Genomic DNA, 17,212 nt, shown 5'->3' on the forward strand with positions numbered 1-17,212 from the left:
CCTTGGCAGGGAATCGCTTTCACATTAGGGTCAGTGCAATGGCACACCCTACTGCCCCGTCCAATGGCGTCGTGGCAGTCCGAGTAGGGCCTTCGTGACCAGGTCGGCGAGGTGTCGCACACGTTCGAGACGCTGCGTCGCACCCGGCCACGGTCGACCGGCACCGGGGAAGAGGGATGCCGATGACCGTCACCGCGACCTACACGATCCCCGGCATGCGCGTCCGGGACCACGTCAGCGAGGTGCCGCTGGACTGGTCCGACCCGACGCGCGGCACCATCCAGCTCTTCGCCCGTGAGATCGTCGACCCGGTACGCGACGGCGACGACCTGCCGTGCCTGGTCTACCTGCAGGGTGGACCCGGCGGGAAGGGCCCCCGCCCGCTCACCCGGTCCGGGTGGCTCGACGTGGCACTGCGCGAGCACCGCGTCGTCCTTGTCGACCAGCGCGGCACCGGCCGCAGCAGCCGCATCGACGGCCGCCGGATGGGCGCGTTCGCGACCGCTGAGGAGGCCGCCGCCTACCTCGCCTGCTTCCGGGCCGACTCGATCGTGGCCGACCACGAGCACCTGCGGAAGACCGTCTTCGGGGGGAAGCGCTGGTCCACCCTCGGGCAGTCGTACGGCGGCTTCATCACCGTGACCTACCTGTCGAACGCCCCCGAAGGCCTGCACGCCTGCTACGTCACCGGCGGCCTGCCCGGTCTCGACCCGTCGGCGGCCGAGGTCTACCGGCGCACCTACCCCCGCGTCGAGGGTAAGAACCGGCAGTTCTTCCAGCGGTATCCGCACCAGGTCGCGCAGGTGACCAGGATCGCGGACCGTCTCGCCGCGGGGGACGTCCGGCTGCCCGACGGCGACCTGCTCACCGTCCGCCGGTTCCAGACGCTCGGCCTGGACCTCGGCATGAAGCCCGGCAACGAGCGCCTGCACTGGCTGCTCGACGAGGCGTTCTCCGCCGACGAGCTGTCGACCACGTTCCTGCACGAAGTGCTGGCCCGCACGTCGTACAGCGACAACCCGCTCTTCGCGGCCCTGCACGAGAGCATCTACGCGCACGGCGCCACCGCCACCGGCTGGGCGGCCCAGGCCGAACACGACAGACATCCGCAGTTCGCCCAGGACGCCAGGCCCCTGCTCTTCACCGGCGAGATGATCTACCCCTGGATGTTCGAGGAGATCGCCGAGCTGCGCCCGTTCCGGGGCGCCGTCGAGCTGCTGGCCGCCCGGCAGGAGTGGCCGCCGCTCTACGACCCGGACCGGCTGGCCGCCAACGAGGTGCCGGTGGCCGCCGCCGTCTACCACGACGACATGTACGTCGACGCGGGACTGCAACTCGACACCGCCTCCCGGGTCGGCAACCTTCAGACCTGGATCACGAACGAGTACGAACACGACGGCGTCCGCGAGGACGAGCGGGTCTTCACCCGGCTGACCCAGCTGGTCCGCGAGAACGGCGGAGGACTCGACGACCAGCGGAAGGTCACGCGACACCCACGCGACACCCGGCAGGAAGGAACTTCCGATGCGTGACGGCAGGCCGCCGAGGCTGTCCGAGATTCCGGCATTCACCGAGTACATGGCGACGGGCTGGGACGTGCCCGACCGCACCCCGCCGGTCGTCGCCGGCGCCGCGGAGGCCGCCGCCGCTCACCGGGCCCGGCTCGCCGAGGCGCTGCCCGGGCGCACCATCGTGCTGAGCGCGGGTGAGGCGCCCGTACGCAGCAACGACACCGCGTACGACTTCCGTCCGGACAGCGACTTCTTCTGGATCACCGGCTGTGCCGTCGAGAACGCCACAGTCGTGCTCCGCGACGGTCACCCCACCCTCTACCTGCCGCCGCCCGCCTACCCCGGCGACCCGCGCTTCTTCACCGACGCCCGGTACGGGGAGCTGTGGGTCGGTGCCGCCCCGGGCCTGGACGACTGGGCGCGGGCGCTCGGCGTCGACGTCCGGCCGCTCGCGGAGCTCACCGAGGAGGTGACCCGCGACGACGAGGTGGCTCGTACCCTCGCCGAGCTGCGCATGTACAAGGACGACTGGGAGATCGGTCAGCTTCGGGAGGCGGTGGACCGCACGGTCGAGGGCTTCGCCGCGGTCGTGCGCGAGATCCCCGCCGCGATCAAGGGACCGGGGGAGCGGTGGCTGCAGGGCACCTTCGACCGGTACGCCCGGGCGTACGGCAACGGCCCCGGCTACGCCACGATCGTCGGCAGCGGCCGGCACGCGCCCACACTGCACTGGGTGCGCGCCGACGGTCCGGTGCTGCCGGAGGAGCTGCTCCTGCTCGACATGGGTGTCGAGGTGAACAGCTACTACACCGCCGACGTCACCCGAACCTTCCCCGCCTCCGGACGATTCTCGCCGGCCCAACGGCAGGTGCACGACCTCGTGGAACAGGCCCACCGGGCCGGGCTGGCCGCAGTGGGCACCGGCCGCCGCTTCAGCGAGTTCCACCACGCGTCTATGGAGGTGATCGCCCGCGGGCTGGCGGACTGGGGGCTGTTGCCGGTCTCCGTGGACGAGGCACTGTCCGACAGCGGGCAGCAGCACCGGCGCTATCTGGTGTGCGGCATCGGCCACCACCTCGGGCTGGACGTGCACGACTGCGCCCGGGTCCCGCGGGAGGCGTACCAGGACGCGATCATGGCGCCCGGCATGGTGCTCACGGTCGAGCCCGGCCTGTACTTCCACGCGCACGACCTGACCGTGCCCCCGGAGCTGCGCGGGATCGGCGTGCGCATCGAGGACGACATCCTGGTCACGCCGGAGGGCTCCGAGGTGCTGTCCCGCGCGCTCCCGCTGGCGGCCGACGGGCTGGAGAAGTGGATGGCAGCCGCCCAGCAGATGTGACACCGCACGACCCCGCGTTCCCCCTACGACGCTGAGGAGAGCCAGCATGACCACCCCCGCAAAGCCGTGGCGCGGCGTACACGTCGCGACGGCACTTCCCTTCCACGACGATCTCTCCGTCGACCACGACGCGTACGCCGAGCACGTCCGGTTCCTCGCCGCCGGCGGCTGCGACGGCGTGACCCCCAACGGATCGCTCGGTGAGTACCAGACCCTGACCCCGCAGGAACGGGCCCGCGTCGTCGAGACGGCCGTGCAGGCCGCCCCCGCCGGATTCGGCGTCATGCCCGGCGTAGCCGCGTACGGCGCGCTCGAGGCCCGCCGCTGGGCCGAGCAGGCCGCCGAGGCCGGCGCCACCTCCGTCCTGCTGCTGCCGCCGAACGCGTACCGCGCCGACCACCGGGCGGTCGTCGAGCACTACCGGGAGGTCGCTCGTGCCGGGCTGCCGGTCGTCGCCTACAACAACCCGATCGACACGAAGGTGGACCTGACCCCCGCGCTGCTCGCCGAGCTGTTCCACGAGGGCCTGGTCGTCGGAGTGAAGGAGTTCAGCGGCGACGTCCGCCGGGCGTACGAGATCGCCGAACTCGCCCCCGGCCTGGACCTGCTGGTCGGTGCGGACGACGTACTGCTCGAACTCGGTGTCGCCGGCGCGGTCGGCTGGATCGCGGGCTATCCGAACGCGATCCCGGAGAGCACTGTGGAGCTCTACCGGCTGGTCACCTCGGACGACCCCGCCGACATCGCCAAGGCGCTGCCCATCTACCGGGACCTGCACCCGCTGCTGCGCTGGGACTCGAAGACCGAGTTCGTCCAGTCGATCAAGCTGTCGATGGACATCGCCGACCGCAAGGGCGGCGCCTGCCGGCCGCCCCGCTTGGCGCTGCCGGCCGAGGTGGCCGACCGGATCACCGCCGACACCGAGGCCGTGCTGGCCAAGGGCTACAAATGAGGTCCCGCCGCACCTTCCACGCCGTCGACTCGCACACCGAGGGCATGCCCACCCGGGTTGTCGTCGGTGGCATGGGCACGATCCCGGGCGCGACGATGGCCGAGCGTCGGCTGTGGTTCATGGAGAACAGCGACGACATCCGCACCCTGCTGATGTACGAACCCCGTGGCCACGCCGCGATGAGCGGGGCGATCCTGCAACCGCCGACCCGTCCCGACGCCGACTACGGTGTGCTCTTCATCGAGGTCTCCGGCCTGCTGCCGATGTGCGGGCACGGCACCATCGGCGTGGCGACGGTGCTGGTCGAGACCGGGATGGTGCCCGTCGTCGAGCCGGTCACCACGATCCGGCTCGACACCCCGGCCGGGTTGGTCGTCGCGTCCGTGGCGGTGCGCGACGGTGCGGCGGAATCGGTCACCATCCAGAACGTCCCGTCGTTCGCCTACGCGCTGGACCGCAAGGTCGAGGTCCCCGGCTTCGGCACCGTCGAGTACGACATGGCCTTCGGCGGGAACTTCTACGCGGTCGTGGACCTGGCGGGGCTGGGACTGCCCTTCGACCGTTCGCACGCGGACGAACTGCTGGCCGCCGGCCTGGCGATCATGGATGCGGTGAACGAGCACGACCGGCCGGTCCACCCCGAGCGTGCCGACATCAACGGCTGCCACCACGTCTACCTGAAGGCCCCCGGCTCGACGGCGAAGCTGTCACGGCACGCCATGGCCATCCACCCCGGCTGGTTCGACCGTTCGCCCTGCGGCACCGGCACCAGCGCCCGGATGGCGCAGCTGCACGCGCGGGGTGAGCTCGGCATCGGCGACGACTTCGTCAACGAGTCGTTCATCGGTACCCGCTTCACCGGGCGGCTGCTCGGCGAGACCACTGTCGGGTCGCTGCCCGCGGTCCTGCCGTCGATCACCGGCCGGGCCTGGGTCACCGCGACGTCGCAGTTCCACCTCGACCCCACCGATCCGTTCCCTGCGGGGTTCCTGCTGTGAGGCCGGCGCCCGTCCCGGACCTGCCCGACATCGGCCGCAGGGAGAACCTCCGCGACCGGATCAGGGAGGCCTTACGGGCGGCGATCATCTCCGGCAGGCTGGAGCCCGGTGTCGTCTACTCGGCCCCGGCGCTGGGCGCGCAGCTCGGCGTCTCGCCCACACCGGTGCGGGAGGCCATGCTCGACCTGGTGAAGGCGGGCCTGGTCGTCACGCACGCGAACAAGGGCTTCCGGATCACCGAGATGTCCGAGGAGGACCTCGACGATCTGGCCGCCGTCCGGCTGCTCATCGAGCCGCCGACCGTGCGCAACGTCGTGCCGGTGATCCCGAAGGAGGACCTTCCCGAACTACGGACCCTCGCGCAGGCCATCGTCCACGCGGTGGAGTGCGGTGACCTGGTCGGCTACATCGAGGCCGACCACGTCTTCCATCTGACCCTGCTCGGCTACAGCGGGAACCGCTTCCTGATGGACGTCGTGTCCGACCTGCGCTCCAGGACCCGGCTGCTCGGCCTGACCCCGCTGCTCGAGAGCGGCAGGCTGGGCCGCTCGGCTGCGGAGCACCACGAACTGCTGGACCTCGTCGAGGCCCGCGACCCCGCCGGTACCGAACTGCTGATGCACCGCCACATCGGTCACGTACGAGGGCTGTGGGCCGGCGGAGCCGGAGACACACCATGAGCGGGCGCCGACGGGCGGGTCATCGGCGCAGCCCGGGCGTGACCCGTGCCGCCGGACCCGGCACGACGGCGGCCCGCCCGAGCGTCGGCGAGTGAGGGGGGAGGCGGCGGCATGAGCGCGGACCTCGTGATCGTCGGCGCGGGCGTGGTGGGTGCGGCCAGCGCGTACTTCGCGGCGTCGGCGGGACTGCGGGTGGTCGTCGTCGAGCGCGACTCGATCGCAGGCGGCACCTCGAGCGCCGGCGAGGGCAACGTGCTGGTGTCCGACAAGGAGGCCGGTCCCGAACTCGACCTGGCCCTGTACTCGCAGCAGGTCTGGCGTGCGGACCTCGCCGGACACGGTGACCTCTGGGAGTTCGAGTCCAAGGGCGGCCTCGTCGTCGCGGCCTCGGAGCAGGGCGTCGCGTCGCTGCGCGCGCTCGCCGTCCAGCAACGCCGGTGCGGTGTCGAGGTCCGCGACGTCGCCCGGGACGAGTTGCGCGACTACGAGCCGCATCTCGCCCCGCAGCTCGCCGGGGGCGCCTTCTACCCCCAGGACGCCCAGGTCCAGCCGATGCTGGTCGCGGCCCACCTGCTCCGGCTGGCCCGCGAGCGCGGCGCCCAGGTGCGTACCCGCACCGAGGTGACCGGATTCCTCCGCCACGGCACCCGGGTGACCGGGGTGCGGACCTCGGCGGGCGACATCTCCGCCGGCGCGGTGCTCAACGCCGCCGGTACGTGGGCCGGCGGCGTCGCCGACCTCGCCGGGGTGCGCGTCCCCGTGCTGCCCCGGCGCGGTTTCATCCTGGTCACCCAGCCGATGCCGGCGCGGACGATCCGGCACAAGGTCTACGCCGCCGAGTACGTCGGTGACGTGGCCAGTTCCGATGCCGCGCTGCAGACCTCGCCCGTGGTCGAGGGCACCGCCGGCGGCACCATCCTCATCGGCGCATCCCGGGAACGCGTCGGATTCGACAGGAACGTGTCCGTCCCCGCCATCGGCACGCTCGCGGCAAAGGCGATCGAGCTGTTCCCGATGCTGCGTCAGGTCCGGGCGATGCGTACGTACCTCGGATTCCGTCCGTACTGCCCTGATCATCTGCCCGTCGTCGGCGCCGACCCCCGTGCGCCCGGCCTCTGGCACGCCTGCGGTCACGAGGGCGCCGGCATCGGGCTGTCCGCCGGGACCGGGAAGCTGATCGCGCAGGCGCTCGTCGGGGAGCGGACGGACCTGGATCTCGCGCCGTTCGCCCCGGACCGTTTCCCGGAGGCCGAGGAGGAACCCCGGTGACCCATCAGATGACCTTCCGCGGCACGACCGTCGCGGCCGAGCCCGGCCAGAGCGTCGCCGCCGCGTTGATCGCCGCCGGAGTGACGGACTGGCGCACCACCGGCAAGGGAGGCCGTCCCCGTGGACTGTTTTGCGGGATCGGCATCTGCTTCGACTGCCTGATCACCGTCGACGGGATCCCCGACCAGCGTGCCTGCCTCGTCGCCGCCGCCGACGGCATGCGGCTCGGCGCGGACGCCGAGCCGGGCGCGGCCCTCCAAGACGCCTGTGGGCCGGGGGACGACGATGCATGACGTAGCCGTGGTGGGTGCGGGTCCGGCCGGACTCGCCGCCGCCGTCGAAGCCGCCGAGGCCGGACTCGGCGTCACGCTGATCGACACCGCCGCACAGCCCGGCGGGCAGTACTGGCGCCACTACGACCAGACCCACGCCCGCCCCGATGATCATGTCGGTCACCACGGCTGGTCCGTCTTCACGCGGCTGCGGGCCCGCCTGGACGCCCTCCGAGCCACCGGCCGGATCCACTACCTGCCCGGTCAACAGGTCTGGCTCATCACCCGGGAACCGAACGGCCCGTTCACGCTGCAGGTCACCGCCGCCACGGCCGCGGCCACCGCCGGCCGCTCCCAGGACGGCTCGGACCGGACGCTCGCCGCGCACGCGCTGATCCTGTGCCCCGGGGGATACGACAGGCAGTTGCCCGTGCCCGGCTGGGACCTGCCCGGCGTGCTGACCGCGGGCGGAGCGCAGGCCCTGCTCAAGGGACACCGCACGCCGGCGGGCAGGCGCGCGGTCGTCGCCGGAACCGGCCCGTTCCTGCTGCCCGTGGCCACCGGCCTCGCCCGGGCGGGGGTGACCGTCGTGGCCGTCGTCGAGGCCAACGCGACGCTGGGCTGGTTCCGCTCACCGGCCGGCGCGGCGTCCGCGCCCGGCAAGAGCGCCGAGGCTCTCCGGTACGCGGCGCTGATGGCCCGGCACCGTATCCCGTACCGGACCCGAACGGTGATCCGTGAGGTGCTCGGAACGAACCGCGCGGAGGCGGTCCGAGTCGCGCGGGTGGACCGCGACGGCCGCCCGACCGGTCCGGACGAGGAGATCGCCGTCGACCTCGTGGCGCTCGGCTGGGGCTTCACCCCCTCCCTGGAGTTGCCGCTCATGCTCGGCGCGCAGACGACGATGGACACCGACGGCTCGCTCGTCGTGGCCGTCGACGATCGCCAACGCAGCAGCGTCGACGGACTGTACGTCGCCGGTGAGGCCACCGGCGTGGGCGGTGCGGCCTTGGCGGTCCACGAGGGACGGCTGGGTGCGCTCGCCCTCGCCGCCGAACGTGGGCGCCCGGCCGACCCGGCGCTGATGAGACGGTTGCGCGGTGCCGTACGGCGGGGCCGCCGGTTCGCCTCCGCCATGCACCGGACCTACCCGTTGCCCCGTGCCTGGCCCGACTGGTTGACGGACACCACGCTCGTCTGCCGCTGCGAGGAGGTGGCCTACGGTGACCTGCGTCGGGCCCACCACGACCTCGGCGCGGAGGACGCCCGCACGCTCAAGATGCTGGCGCGGCCGGGAATGGGCTGGTGCCAGGGACGGGTTTGCGGCCTCGCCACCGCGGGCATCGCGGCCTGGCTGAGTGGACGCGAGACCGGCGTGGACGACCTGCGTCCGCTGGCCACCCGCAGCCTCGCCGTGCCGGTGCCGCTGGGTGAGCTGGCCGCACTGGTCGAGGAGACGACGCCGCCCGAGGCGGCCGACGAAGGAGGACGAAACGGTGACTGACGTGCTGAGCCGTGACCCGCGTACCGGCAGGCCGCTGGAACGCGTCGCGACCGAGTCGACGGCGCAGGATGTGGATCGCGCGGTACGCGCCGCCGCAGCCGCCGGACCTGCCCTGCGGGACCCCGTCCGGCGGGCGGACCTGCTGCGCACGGCCGCCGCGCTCCTGGAGAAGAGCGGGGAGGAGATCGTCTCGACCGCCGACGCGGAATCGGCCCTCGGCCGGGTGCGGCTCACCGGGGAGCTCGCCCGCACCTGCTACCAGCTCCGCGCGTTCGCGGACGTGGTGGAGGCCGGCGCCTACCTGGACGTGATCATCGATCACGCCGACCCGTCGGCGGCCCCCGCGCCCCGTCCCGACCTGCGCCGCTACAAGGTGCCGCTCGGTGTGGTCGCGGTCTTCGCGGCGAGCAACTTCCCACTGGCGTTCAGCGTGCCGGGCGGCGACACCGCGAGCGCCCTGGCCGCGGGATGCCCGGTGGTGGTCAAGGCCCACCCGGACCACCCCGCCACCTCCGTCCTGTGTGCCCGGCTCCTCCGCGCGGCGGCCGCCGAGGTCGGGCTGCCCGAGGACGTCGTCGGCCTGGTGCACGGCTTCGATGCGGGCCCCGAACTCGTACGCCACCCGCTGACGGCGGCGGTGGGTTTCACCGGCTCGGTGCGGGGCGGCCGCGCGTTGTTCGACATCGCGTCCTCCCGGCCCCGGCCGATCCCGTTCCACGGCGAGCTGGGCAGTCTCAACCCGGTGGTGGTGACCGAGCGGGCGGCCGAGACCAGGGCGGAGGAGATCGGGGCGGGACTCGCGGCCTCGTACACGCTCGGCATGGGCCAGTTCTGCGTCAAGCCGGGTCTGGTCCTCGTGCCGGAGGGTGCGGCGGGCGACGCGGTGGTCCGGTCGGTCGTGGCGGCGACGGTCCCGTCCGGGCCGCTGCTCGACCCGCGCATGCGAGAGGCGTTCCTCGCCGGGGTCCGCTCCCGCGCCGAGCTACCGGGTGTGACGGAGCCGCTCGGGGCGGGCGAGTCCGGCGACGACACGACGCCGCTGGCCGTCCGGCCGGGCGTGCTCTCCGTCGCGGCGTCGCGGCTCGCCGACGGGGGGCCGTACGAGGAGCTGCTGGAGGAGTGTTTCGGGCCGGTCACCGTGCTGGTCCGCTACGCCTCGTCGGCCGAACGGGACACGGTGCTCAACGCGCTGCCGGGCAACCTGACGGCGACCGCACACCTGGGGGTCGACGAGCGGGACGACGTGGCGGCGGACCTTGTCGCCGGGCTGAGCGCGATCGCGGGACGCGTCGTGGTGGACGGATGGCCGACGGGGGTGACTGTCGCTCCCGCCATGCAGCACGGTGGACCGTACCCGGCTGCCACGAGCGCCTCGACCTCGGTGGGTAGCACCGCGATCGAGCGGTGGCTACGTCCGGTGTGCTACCAGAACGTCCCCGACCCGCTGCTTCCGCCGGAGCTTCGCGAGGCCAACCCGTTGGGCCTGCCCCGCACCGTGGACGGTGTCCCGGCGAGCTGACCGCTGTCGCGTCCGCGATCGGTGTCCCGGCACCGATCGCGGACCGTGGGTGATGCCGTCGTGACAGCGCAGCTGCTTTTGTCGACGCTGGCGCTCGATGGTCGCACCGTTACGAGACCGTGACGGGCGCATTTCGAGAACAAGTGTTGACGCCCTCTTTGTGAGCGCTAACACTACGGCTGTGTCACCCGCGTTTCCGGCACGTCCGGAGAGGAGAGACAGCTTTGAGTAAACGATTTCTAGCCGTTCTCGGTGCGACGGTGCTGGCGTTGGGCCTAACGGCCTGCGGCGGCGAAGGAGCTGGCGGTGGCGGCGACACCAGCGCCGAAAAGCCGGCCGACCTGACCATCGGCGTAGCCATGCCGACCCAGACCTCCGAGCGGTGGATCGCCGACGGCAACTCGGTGAAGCAGAAGCTGGAGGCCAAGGGTTACAAGGTCGATCTCCAGTACGCGGGAGACGACATCCCCACCCAGTCCCAGCAGGTCGACCAGATGATCACCCAGGGCGCCGACGTCCTGATCATCGCGGCGATCGACGGCACCGCCCTCAGTGGCCAGTTGCAGGCGGCGGCGGACGCGAAGATCCCGGTCATCGCCTATGACCGGCTGATCCGGGAGAGCCCGAACGTCGACTTCTACGTCAGCTTCGACAACTACAAGGTCGGCGTCGCCCAGGCCACCGCGCTGCTCGTCGGCCTCGGCCTGCAGAACAAGGACGGCTCGAAGGGCACCGCCAAGGGGCCGTTCAACATCGAGCTCTTCGCCGGCTCACTCGACGACAACAACGCCCACTTCTTCTTCGACGGCGCCATGGACACGCTCAAGCCGTTCATCGACGACAAGTCGCTGCGGGTGAAGTCGGGTCAGACCAGCATCGAGCAGGTGGCGATCCTCCGGTGGCAGCAGGAGACCGCGCAGAAGCGGATGGAGGACCTGCTCACGTCGAGCTACAACGACGGTACGAAGGTCCAGGGCGTGCTGTCGCCGTACGACGGCCTGTCCCGCGGCATCATCACCGCCCTGCAGAACGCCGGTTACGGCGGTTCGGGCGCCAAGATGCCCGTGGTGACCGGTCAGGATGCGGAGATCGCGTCGGTCAAGCTCATCAACGACGGGGTCCAGCACTCGACGATCTTCAAGGACACCCGCCTGCTGGCCGAGCAGGCCGTGATCGCGGCTGAGGCCTTCCTCCAGGAGAAGGAGCCGCAGGCGAACGACACCAAGACGTACGACAACGGCGTCAAGGTCGTTCCGTCGAACCTCCTGCCGGTCCAGACCGTCTACAAGGACGACATCAAGCCCGTCCTCGTCGACTCCGGCTACTGGACGGCCGAAGAGGTCGCCAGCGGCCAGGCCAAGGGCTGACGCGTCCGTCGGGCCCGGTGCCGGCCGCACCGCGCCGGGCCCGACGGAATCTCCGAACCTTCTTCCATCTCCGCTCGCGGCCCGTCGTTGCGGCAGGTGCGGGCCGCGGCGCAGCCGACGCCACGGTTCCGGTCGAACAGGGTTCATCCAAGACGGGTACGACCAGGACGGTGACCATGTCCGACAACATCCTCGAGATGCGTCACATAACCAAGACCTTTCCCGGGGTGAAAGCGCTCCAGGACGTCTCACTCGCCGTGCGGCGCGGGGAGATCCATGCCATCTGCGGCGAGAACGGCGCGGGTAAGTCCACCCTCATGAAGGTGCTCTCCGGCGTCTATCCCACCGGCTCGTACGACGGCGAAATCGTCTTCGACGGCAAGCCGGTGCATTTCCGCGGCATCAACGACAGCGAGGCCCACGGCATCGTCATCATCCATCAGGAACTCGCCCTGGTGCCCTACCTGTCCGTCGCGGAGAACATCTTCCTCGGCAACGAGCGCCGCGGGGCCGGCGGCCTGATCGACTGGAACCGGACCAACGCGGACGCGGCGGACCTGCTGGCCTCGGTCGGGCTGCGGGAGAACCCGGTCACCCCGATCATCCAACTCGGTGTGGGCAAGCAGCAGCTCGTGGAGATCGCCAAGGCGCTGTCGAAGCAGGTGCGGCTGCTCATCCTCGACGAGCCGACCGCCGCGCTCAACGACATCGACTCGGCGCACCTGCTCGACCTGCTCCGGCGGCTGCGGAGCGAGGGCGTCACCTGCATCATGATCTCCCACAAGCTCAACGAGATCACCGCGATCGCCGACTCCACCACGGTGATCCGCGATGGGCGGACGGTCGAGACGCTCGACATGAGCTCCGCCGAGGCGACCCAGGAACGGATCATCCGCGGCATGGTCGGCCGGGACCTCTCCAGCTTCTACCCGGACCGGGTGTCGGAACCGGGGGAGGAGGTCCTCCGTATCGAGGACTGGAGCGTCCGGCACCCGACCCAGGACCGGCTGGTCGTCGACGGCGCCAACCTCAACGTCCGCGCGGGGGAGGTCGTCGGCATCGCCGGTCTCATGGGCGCCGGCCGCACCGAACTCGCGATGAGCGTGTTCGGCCGGTCGTACGGCCGCAACATCACCGGCCGGCTGTTCATCCGCGGTAAGGAGGTCCGCGCCCGCAACGTCGCCGAGGCCATCCGCAATGGAATCGCGTACGCCACCGAGGACCGCAAGCGGTTCGGGCTCAACCTCATCGACGACGTGCGCCGCAACGTCTCCGCCGCCGCGCTGGGCAAACTCGCCCGCCTCGGTTGGGTGAACGGCAACGAGGAGATCAAGGTCGCCGAGGACGGCCGGCGCGACATGAACATCAAGGCACCGAGCGTCATGTCGGTGGTCGGCAAGCTCTCCGGCGGCAACCAGCAGAAGGTCGTCCTGTCGAAGTGGCTGTTCACCGACCCCGACGTGCTCATCCTCGACGAGCCGACCCGGGGCATCGACGTCGGGGCCAAGTTCGAGATCTACACCATCATCAACCGTCTGGTCGCCGACGGCAGAGCCGTCATCCTCATCTCCTCCGAACTACCGGAGCTGCTCGGGATGTGCGACCGGATCTACACCCTCGCGGCCGGAAGGATCACCGGTGAGGTGCCGGTCGGCGAGGCCACCCAGGAGAACCTGATGGAGCTCATGACGAAGGACAGGGAGCTCGCTCGATGACCACCATCAAGCCGTCGGCGACCCCGCAGCAGCGCTCGTCGTCCGAGGACGGCGCCACCGCCGCGATGCACACCGGCACCAGTGATCCGCGGACGCTGATCCTGGGCAACCTGCGCCAGAGCGGGATCTACGTAGCCCTCGTCGTGATCGTCGCCCTCTTCGCGGTCCTCACCGACGGCGTCTCGCTGAGCCCCGGGAACATCACGAACATCGTCCTGCAGTACTCGTACATCCTGGTGCTCGCGATCGGCATGGTCATCGTGATCATCGGCGGGCACATCGACCTGTCGGTGGGATCGGTGGTCGCACTGACCGGCGCGGTCTCCGCCGTACTCGTCATCAGGCAGGGCCAACCCTGGTGGATCGGCGTCCTGGCCGCGCTGGCCGTGGGCATCGCGGTCGGTGCCTGGCACGGATTCTGGGTGGCGTACGCGGGGATCCCGGCGTTCATCGTGACCCTGGCCGGCATGCTCCTGTTCCGGGGACTCACCCTGCGGGTGCTCGACAACATCTCACTGTCGCCGTTCCCGGCCGAGTACCAGCGCGTCGCCGCCGGCTTCCTCAACGGGCTCATCGGCGGGCAGGGCTACGACGCCTTCACCCTGCTCATCGGAGCGGTGGCGGTGGCCGGCTACGCGGTCAGCGTCTTCCGGACCCGCCTCGCCCGCGTCCGCTACCAGCAGCCCGTCGAGTCCTTCCCGCTGTTCGTGGCCCGGGTGGTGCTCGTCGGCGCGGTCATCATGTACTTCGCCTGGCAGCTGGCCCACGCGCGGGGACTGCCGATCGTGCTGATCATCCTCGCCGTCCTCGTGCTCGTCTACGGGCTGGTCACGCGGCGAACGGTCTTCGGTCGGCGCGTCTACGCGATCGGCGGCAACCTCTCCGCGGCGACGCTGTCCGGCGTAAAGGTCCGCACGGTCAACTTCTGGATGTTCGTCAACATGGGCTTCCTGGCGGCGGTGGCCGGCGTCATCTACTCGTCCCGGTCCAACGGTGCCCAGCCGGCGGCCGGCAACATGTTCGAGCTCGACGCGATCGCCGCGGCCTTCATCGGCGGCGCGGCGGTCACCGGGGGCGTGGGCACTGTCGTCGGCGCGATGGTCGGCGGCCTGATCATGGCCGTGATGAGCAACGGAATGCAGCTGATGGGCGTCGATCAGTCGACGCAGTCGGTGGTCAAGGGACTCGTCCTGCTCGTCGCCGTGGCCTTCGACGTGTACAACAAGCGCCGGGCCGGATCGGCCCGCTGAGCGACGATCCGCGCCGGGCGGCCCGGTGATCTACTCGATGTTCGGCGAAGGCGCGCTGTCGTGGGAAGCGGGAGGCGCCGATGTCAGGAAATCCGAGTCGATCACCGAGGTCGGCCGGCGTGGATCGCATGGGTCCACTCGGGACCCCGAGATGTTATCGGTAACGTGACTCGTCGTCCCCGGACCCCCTTCGGTGCCCCGTCCGCGGCATGAGGTGCCCGGCGGAACACGTCGATCGGGGGGGTGAGTGCCATGAGTTCGGGCCTGGTGCTGGTCATCGTGGCGGCGTTGGTGGTGCTGCTGGTCGTCGTCGTGCTGGTCGTGGCGGTGCATGGCTACAACCGCCTGGTACGCCTGCGTACGCAGGTGCGGGCTTCCCGAGCGCAGGTCGACGTGCAACTCAAGCGTCGTCACTCACTGATCCCCAACCTGGTGGAGACCGTGAAGGGCTAAGCGGCCCACGAGCGGGGAACCCTCGACGCGGTCACCACCGCCCGCGCCAAGGCCGCCGGCAGTCCGGGCGGCGCGCCGGACCGGGTGGCTGCCGAGGCTGCCCTGACCCAGGCGCTGGGCCGACTGTTCCCGGTCGCGGAGGCGTACCCGCAGCTGCGGGCCTGCGAGAACTTCGCCGACCTGAAGCGGGAGTTGGCCGGCACCGAAGACAAGATCGCCTACGCGCGGCAGTTTTACAACAGTGCCGTCCAGTCGCTGAACACCGCGGTGCAGACCGTGCCCACCAGCATCATCGCCGGGTTCGGCGGCTTCTGTGCCGAGCCGTACCTCGAGGCCGTCGGCGATGAGCGCGCCGACGTCTCCGTGCGCTTCTGAACGCGCCTGATGACCTCCTACGATTTCGCCGTCGAGCTCGGTCTGCCGGTGGCCTGCCTCGCCGTCTGGACCGCCGTCTACTGGCTCGCCCGGCTGCCGAATCGCCCAGCCGGCGTCACGGCGGCAGCGGCCGCGATGGAACTTCCCGGGCAGGAGCCGCCCGCGGTGGTCAGCCTCCTGGCAAACCAGTGGCAGGTCACCGCCGACGCCGCCGAGTCCACTCTGCTCGACCTCGCCGCGCGCGGGTACGTCGAGCTGCGGCAGGCCGACGCGGATCCGCACCATACGACGGTCCATCTGACCGGCCGCTCGCCCGAGTACCTCACCCGTTACGAACGCCTGGTGCTCGACCGGGTGACGGAGCGCGCAGTCGACCGCGTGGTCCCGCTGACCGCATTGAGCTTCGCCGACGCGGGCCGCGCCGCCAGTTGGTCGAAGCGGCTGCGCCGGTACGTCGTGGCCGACGCCCGACGACTCGGGCTGTCCCGGCGGCGGTTCTCGAAGGTCATGGTCACCACCCTCGGCGTGCTGGGCGTGGTGGCCGCCGCCGGGGTCGCCGCCGGCGTCTGGCACCTCGTGAACCGCACCGACGACGACCCGTTCGGCAGCTTCGCCGCGTTCGCCGTCACGGCGGTCGCGCTCGTCGGCATCGCCGCTCGGGACCTAGGCGAACGGGACACGTTGGTAGGTCGGGAGGTCGCCGCCCGGTGGCTCGGGTTGCGCGCTTGGCTCGCCCGCCACGAGTCGTTCGCCGATCTGCCTCCCGCCGCGGTAGCGGTATGGGACCGGTACCTTTCCTACGGTGCCGCCCTCGGCGTCACCCGCACGGCCTCGCAGGTGATTCACTTCGGCGTGGCCGACCGCAAGCGGCTCTGGTCGTCGTATGGCGGCGGCTGGCGCCAAGTGCCGGTCACCTACCCGGCGGGCATGCCCCGGTACGGGCAGGCCCTGGGGTGGATCGTCTTCCGGGCGGTCCTCGCCGGCATGGTCGGCTGGACGCTCACGAGGGTGGTCGGCGTGGCGCTGCTCGAGCCGGCGCCCGGCTCTCCCGACGCGGCGGCGAGTCTCTGGTCCCGGCTGACGTCCATCGACCCCGTCACGCTCGGCGTCATCACGCTCGGCCTGGTGCTGCTCGGCTACGCCGGTTACCTCGGCGTCCGGGTGCTGGTGGACCTGGTCGCGCCCGCCGACGTCACCGGTGAGGTGCTCTGGCACCAGGTCTGGCAGGTCCGCTCGTCCGACAGCGACAGCAGCTCCACCCCGGTCAACCACTACCTCGTCGTCGACGACGGCCACGCGGACCAGTTGCGCGCCTGGGTCCTGCCCGAGCAGATCGCGGGCGAATGCCGGCTCGGCGACGTCGTCACCGTACGCGTCCGTCCGTGGACGCGTCGCGTCACGCGGGTCACCGTGCACCGGCCGGCACCTGAGATCGCGGAACCGCACGACGACGCGGAGGACGAGGAGACCGGGATCGCGCCGGCGACCACGGCCCCGGACGGTATCCGCCCGGAGCGCCTGCTCAGCGCGGCCGAGGTCGGCGCCGCACTCGGGGTGCGGGTGTCACTCGTCCGCCCCGGGTCCGCGGACGAGGCACGGTGGGCCGCACGGTTCGTCGACGGCCGGAATTCGACCGTGCTCGGGGTCAACGTCGTCCCGGGCGGCAGGATGGCGAAGGCCGCGCTGCTGATGAGCCGCAGCGTCGGCCAGGCCCTACCCGGCGTCGGCGACGAGGCCTACACCGGGCGGGACCGGGTCGTGGGCCGACGCGGCGACGTGGTCCTGCTCGTCCTGCGCCCGAACGCCGTCCGGGAGACGGCACGGTGCTCGCCGGCCTGCTTGCGACCGCGCTGTCGCGCCTCCCTGCGGACGTGTCCACCCCTCGACCCTGAGCCGATCCCGCGGTGACCCGCCCGCCCGTCTCGCCGGCGCTCGGGCGGTGAGCAGCCCGCTCGTGTCAGCGCAGGCCAGCCGGACCCAGGCCCCACCACCGCGACCATCGGCC

General features: G+C 71.3%; 13 protein-coding genes and 1 pseudogene. All 14 read left to right on the forward strand.

Features of this window, described 5'->3' with window-relative positions:
* Positions 1-182: 182 nt before the first annotated feature.
* The 14 genes and pseudogenes from BXA10_RS15095 to BXA10_RS15160 all read left to right on the forward strand — a co-directional run bounded on the left by BXA10_RS15095 (position 183) and on the right by BXA10_RS15160 (position 17,115).
* Positions 183-1,532 carry an alpha/beta fold hydrolase gene (locus BXA10_RS15095; protein WP_084752847.1) on the forward strand — a complete coding sequence of 450 codons (1,350 nt, stop codon included), beginning with the start codon at positions 183-185 and terminating at the stop codon, positions 1,530-1,532.
* Complete coding sequence (locus BXA10_RS15100; protein ID WP_076470975.1) at positions 1,525-2,853, forward strand: aminopeptidase P family protein; 1,329 nt, start codon at positions 1,525-1,527, stop codon at positions 2,851-2,853. Before BXA10_RS15095 ends, BXA10_RS15100 begins: the two co-directional genes overlap by 8 nt.
* 46 nt (positions 2,854-2,899) lie before the next feature.
* Positions 2,900-3,805, forward strand: coding sequence for a dihydrodipicolinate synthase family protein (locus BXA10_RS15105; protein WP_076470976.1), 906 nt, complete (start codon positions 2,900-2,902; stop codon positions 3,803-3,805).
* Entirely contained in the window at positions 3,802-4,803 is a 1,002-nt protein-coding gene (locus BXA10_RS15110) for a proline racemase family protein (protein ID WP_076470977.1), read from the forward strand. The genes BXA10_RS15105 and BXA10_RS15110 overlap by 4 nt, the downstream gene beginning before the upstream one ends.
* Positions 4,800-5,483 (forward strand): GntR family transcriptional regulator, encoded by a 684-nt coding sequence (locus tag BXA10_RS15115; protein ID WP_076470978.1) that lies wholly within the window; start codon positions 4,800-4,802, stop codon positions 5,481-5,483. Before BXA10_RS15110 ends, BXA10_RS15115 begins: the two co-directional genes overlap by 4 nt.
* 111 nt (positions 5,484-5,594) lie before the next feature.
* Complete coding sequence (locus BXA10_RS15120) at positions 5,595-6,752, forward strand: NAD(P)/FAD-dependent oxidoreductase (protein ID WP_076470979.1); 1,158 nt, start codon at positions 5,595-5,597, stop codon at positions 6,750-6,752.
* Entirely contained in the window at positions 6,749-7,045 is a 297-nt protein-coding gene (locus tag BXA10_RS15125) for a (2Fe-2S)-binding protein (RefSeq protein WP_245828255.1), read from the forward strand. Before BXA10_RS15120 ends, BXA10_RS15125 begins: the two co-directional genes overlap by 4 nt.
* Complete coding sequence (locus tag BXA10_RS15130; RefSeq protein ID WP_076470980.1) at positions 7,038-8,528, forward strand: FAD/NAD(P)-dependent oxidoreductase; 1,491 nt, start codon at positions 7,038-7,040, stop codon at positions 8,526-8,528. The genes BXA10_RS15125 and BXA10_RS15130 overlap by 8 nt, the downstream gene beginning before the upstream one ends.
* Positions 8,521-10,047, forward strand: a complete 1,527-nt coding sequence (locus BXA10_RS15135; RefSeq protein WP_245828257.1) for an aldehyde dehydrogenase (NADP(+)) — start codon at positions 8,521-8,523, stop codon at positions 10,045-10,047. The genes BXA10_RS15130 and BXA10_RS15135 overlap by 8 nt, the downstream gene beginning before the upstream one ends.
* Before the next feature lie 224 nt (positions 10,048-10,271).
* The gene (gene chvE / locus BXA10_RS15140) at positions 10,272-11,414 is read left to right on the forward strand and encodes a multiple monosaccharide ABC transporter substrate-binding protein (RefSeq protein WP_076470982.1); all 1,143 of its coding nucleotides are present in this window, start codon (positions 10,272-10,274) and stop codon (positions 11,412-11,414) included.
* A 176-nt stretch (positions 11,415-11,590) separates the two neighbouring features.
* Positions 11,591-13,129, forward strand: coding sequence for a multiple monosaccharide ABC transporter ATP-binding protein (mmsA, locus tag BXA10_RS15145; RefSeq protein WP_076470983.1), 1,539 nt, complete (start codon positions 11,591-11,593; stop codon positions 13,127-13,129).
* Positions 13,126-14,379, forward strand: a complete 1,254-nt coding sequence (gene mmsB, locus BXA10_RS15150; RefSeq protein WP_076470984.1) for a multiple monosaccharide ABC transporter permease — start codon at positions 13,126-13,128, stop codon at positions 14,377-14,379. The genes mmsA and mmsB overlap by 4 nt, the downstream gene beginning before the upstream one ends.
* A 252-nt stretch (positions 14,380-14,631) precedes the next feature.
* Positions 14,632-15,207, forward strand: a pseudogene (locus BXA10_RS15155) (LemA family protein).
* A 9-nt stretch (positions 15,208-15,216) separates the two neighbouring features.
* Positions 15,217-17,115, forward strand: a complete 1,899-nt coding sequence (locus BXA10_RS15160) for a DUF2207 family protein (RefSeq protein WP_076470985.1) — start codon at positions 15,217-15,219, stop codon at positions 17,113-17,115.
* Positions 17,116-17,212: the final 97 nt, after the last annotated feature.

The sequence above is a fragment of the Micromonospora avicenniae genome (assembly GCF_900156065.1).
Taxonomy (GTDB): Bacteria; Actinomycetota; Actinomycetes; order Mycobacteriales; family Micromonosporaceae; genus Micromonospora; species Micromonospora avicenniae.

Excerpts from the sequence above, each read along its gene's own strand:
- BXA10_RS15095 (WP_084752847.1), top strand. The coding sequence starts at position 183 with ATGACCGTCACCGCGACCTACACGATCCCCGGCATGCGCGTCCGGGAC.
- BXA10_RS15100 (WP_076470975.1), top strand. The coding sequence starts at position 1,525 with ATGCGTGACGGCAGGCCGCCGAGGCTGTCCGAGATTCCGGCATTCACC.
- BXA10_RS15105 (WP_076470976.1), top strand. The coding sequence starts at position 2,900 with ATGACCACCCCCGCAAAGCCGTGGCGCGGCGTACACGTCGCGACGGCA.
- BXA10_RS15110 (WP_076470977.1), top strand. The coding sequence starts at position 3,802 with ATGAGGTCCCGCCGCACCTTCCACGCCGTCGACTCGCACACCGAGGGC.
- BXA10_RS15120 (WP_076470979.1), top strand. The coding sequence starts at position 5,595 with ATGAGCGCGGACCTCGTGATCGTCGGCGCGGGCGTGGTGGGTGCGGCC.
- BXA10_RS15130 (WP_076470980.1), top strand. The coding sequence starts at position 7,038 with ATGCATGACGTAGCCGTGGTGGGTGCGGGTCCGGCCGGACTCGCCGCC.
- mmsA (WP_076470983.1), top strand. The coding sequence starts at position 11,591 with ATGTCCGACAACATCCTCGAGATGCGTCACATAACCAAGACCTTTCCC.
- mmsB (WP_076470984.1), top strand. The coding sequence starts at position 13,126 with ATGACCACCATCAAGCCGTCGGCGACCCCGCAGCAGCGCTCGTCGTCC.
- BXA10_RS15160 (WP_076470985.1), top strand. The coding sequence starts at position 15,217 with ATGACCTCCTACGATTTCGCCGTCGAGCTCGGTCTGCCGGTGGCCTGC.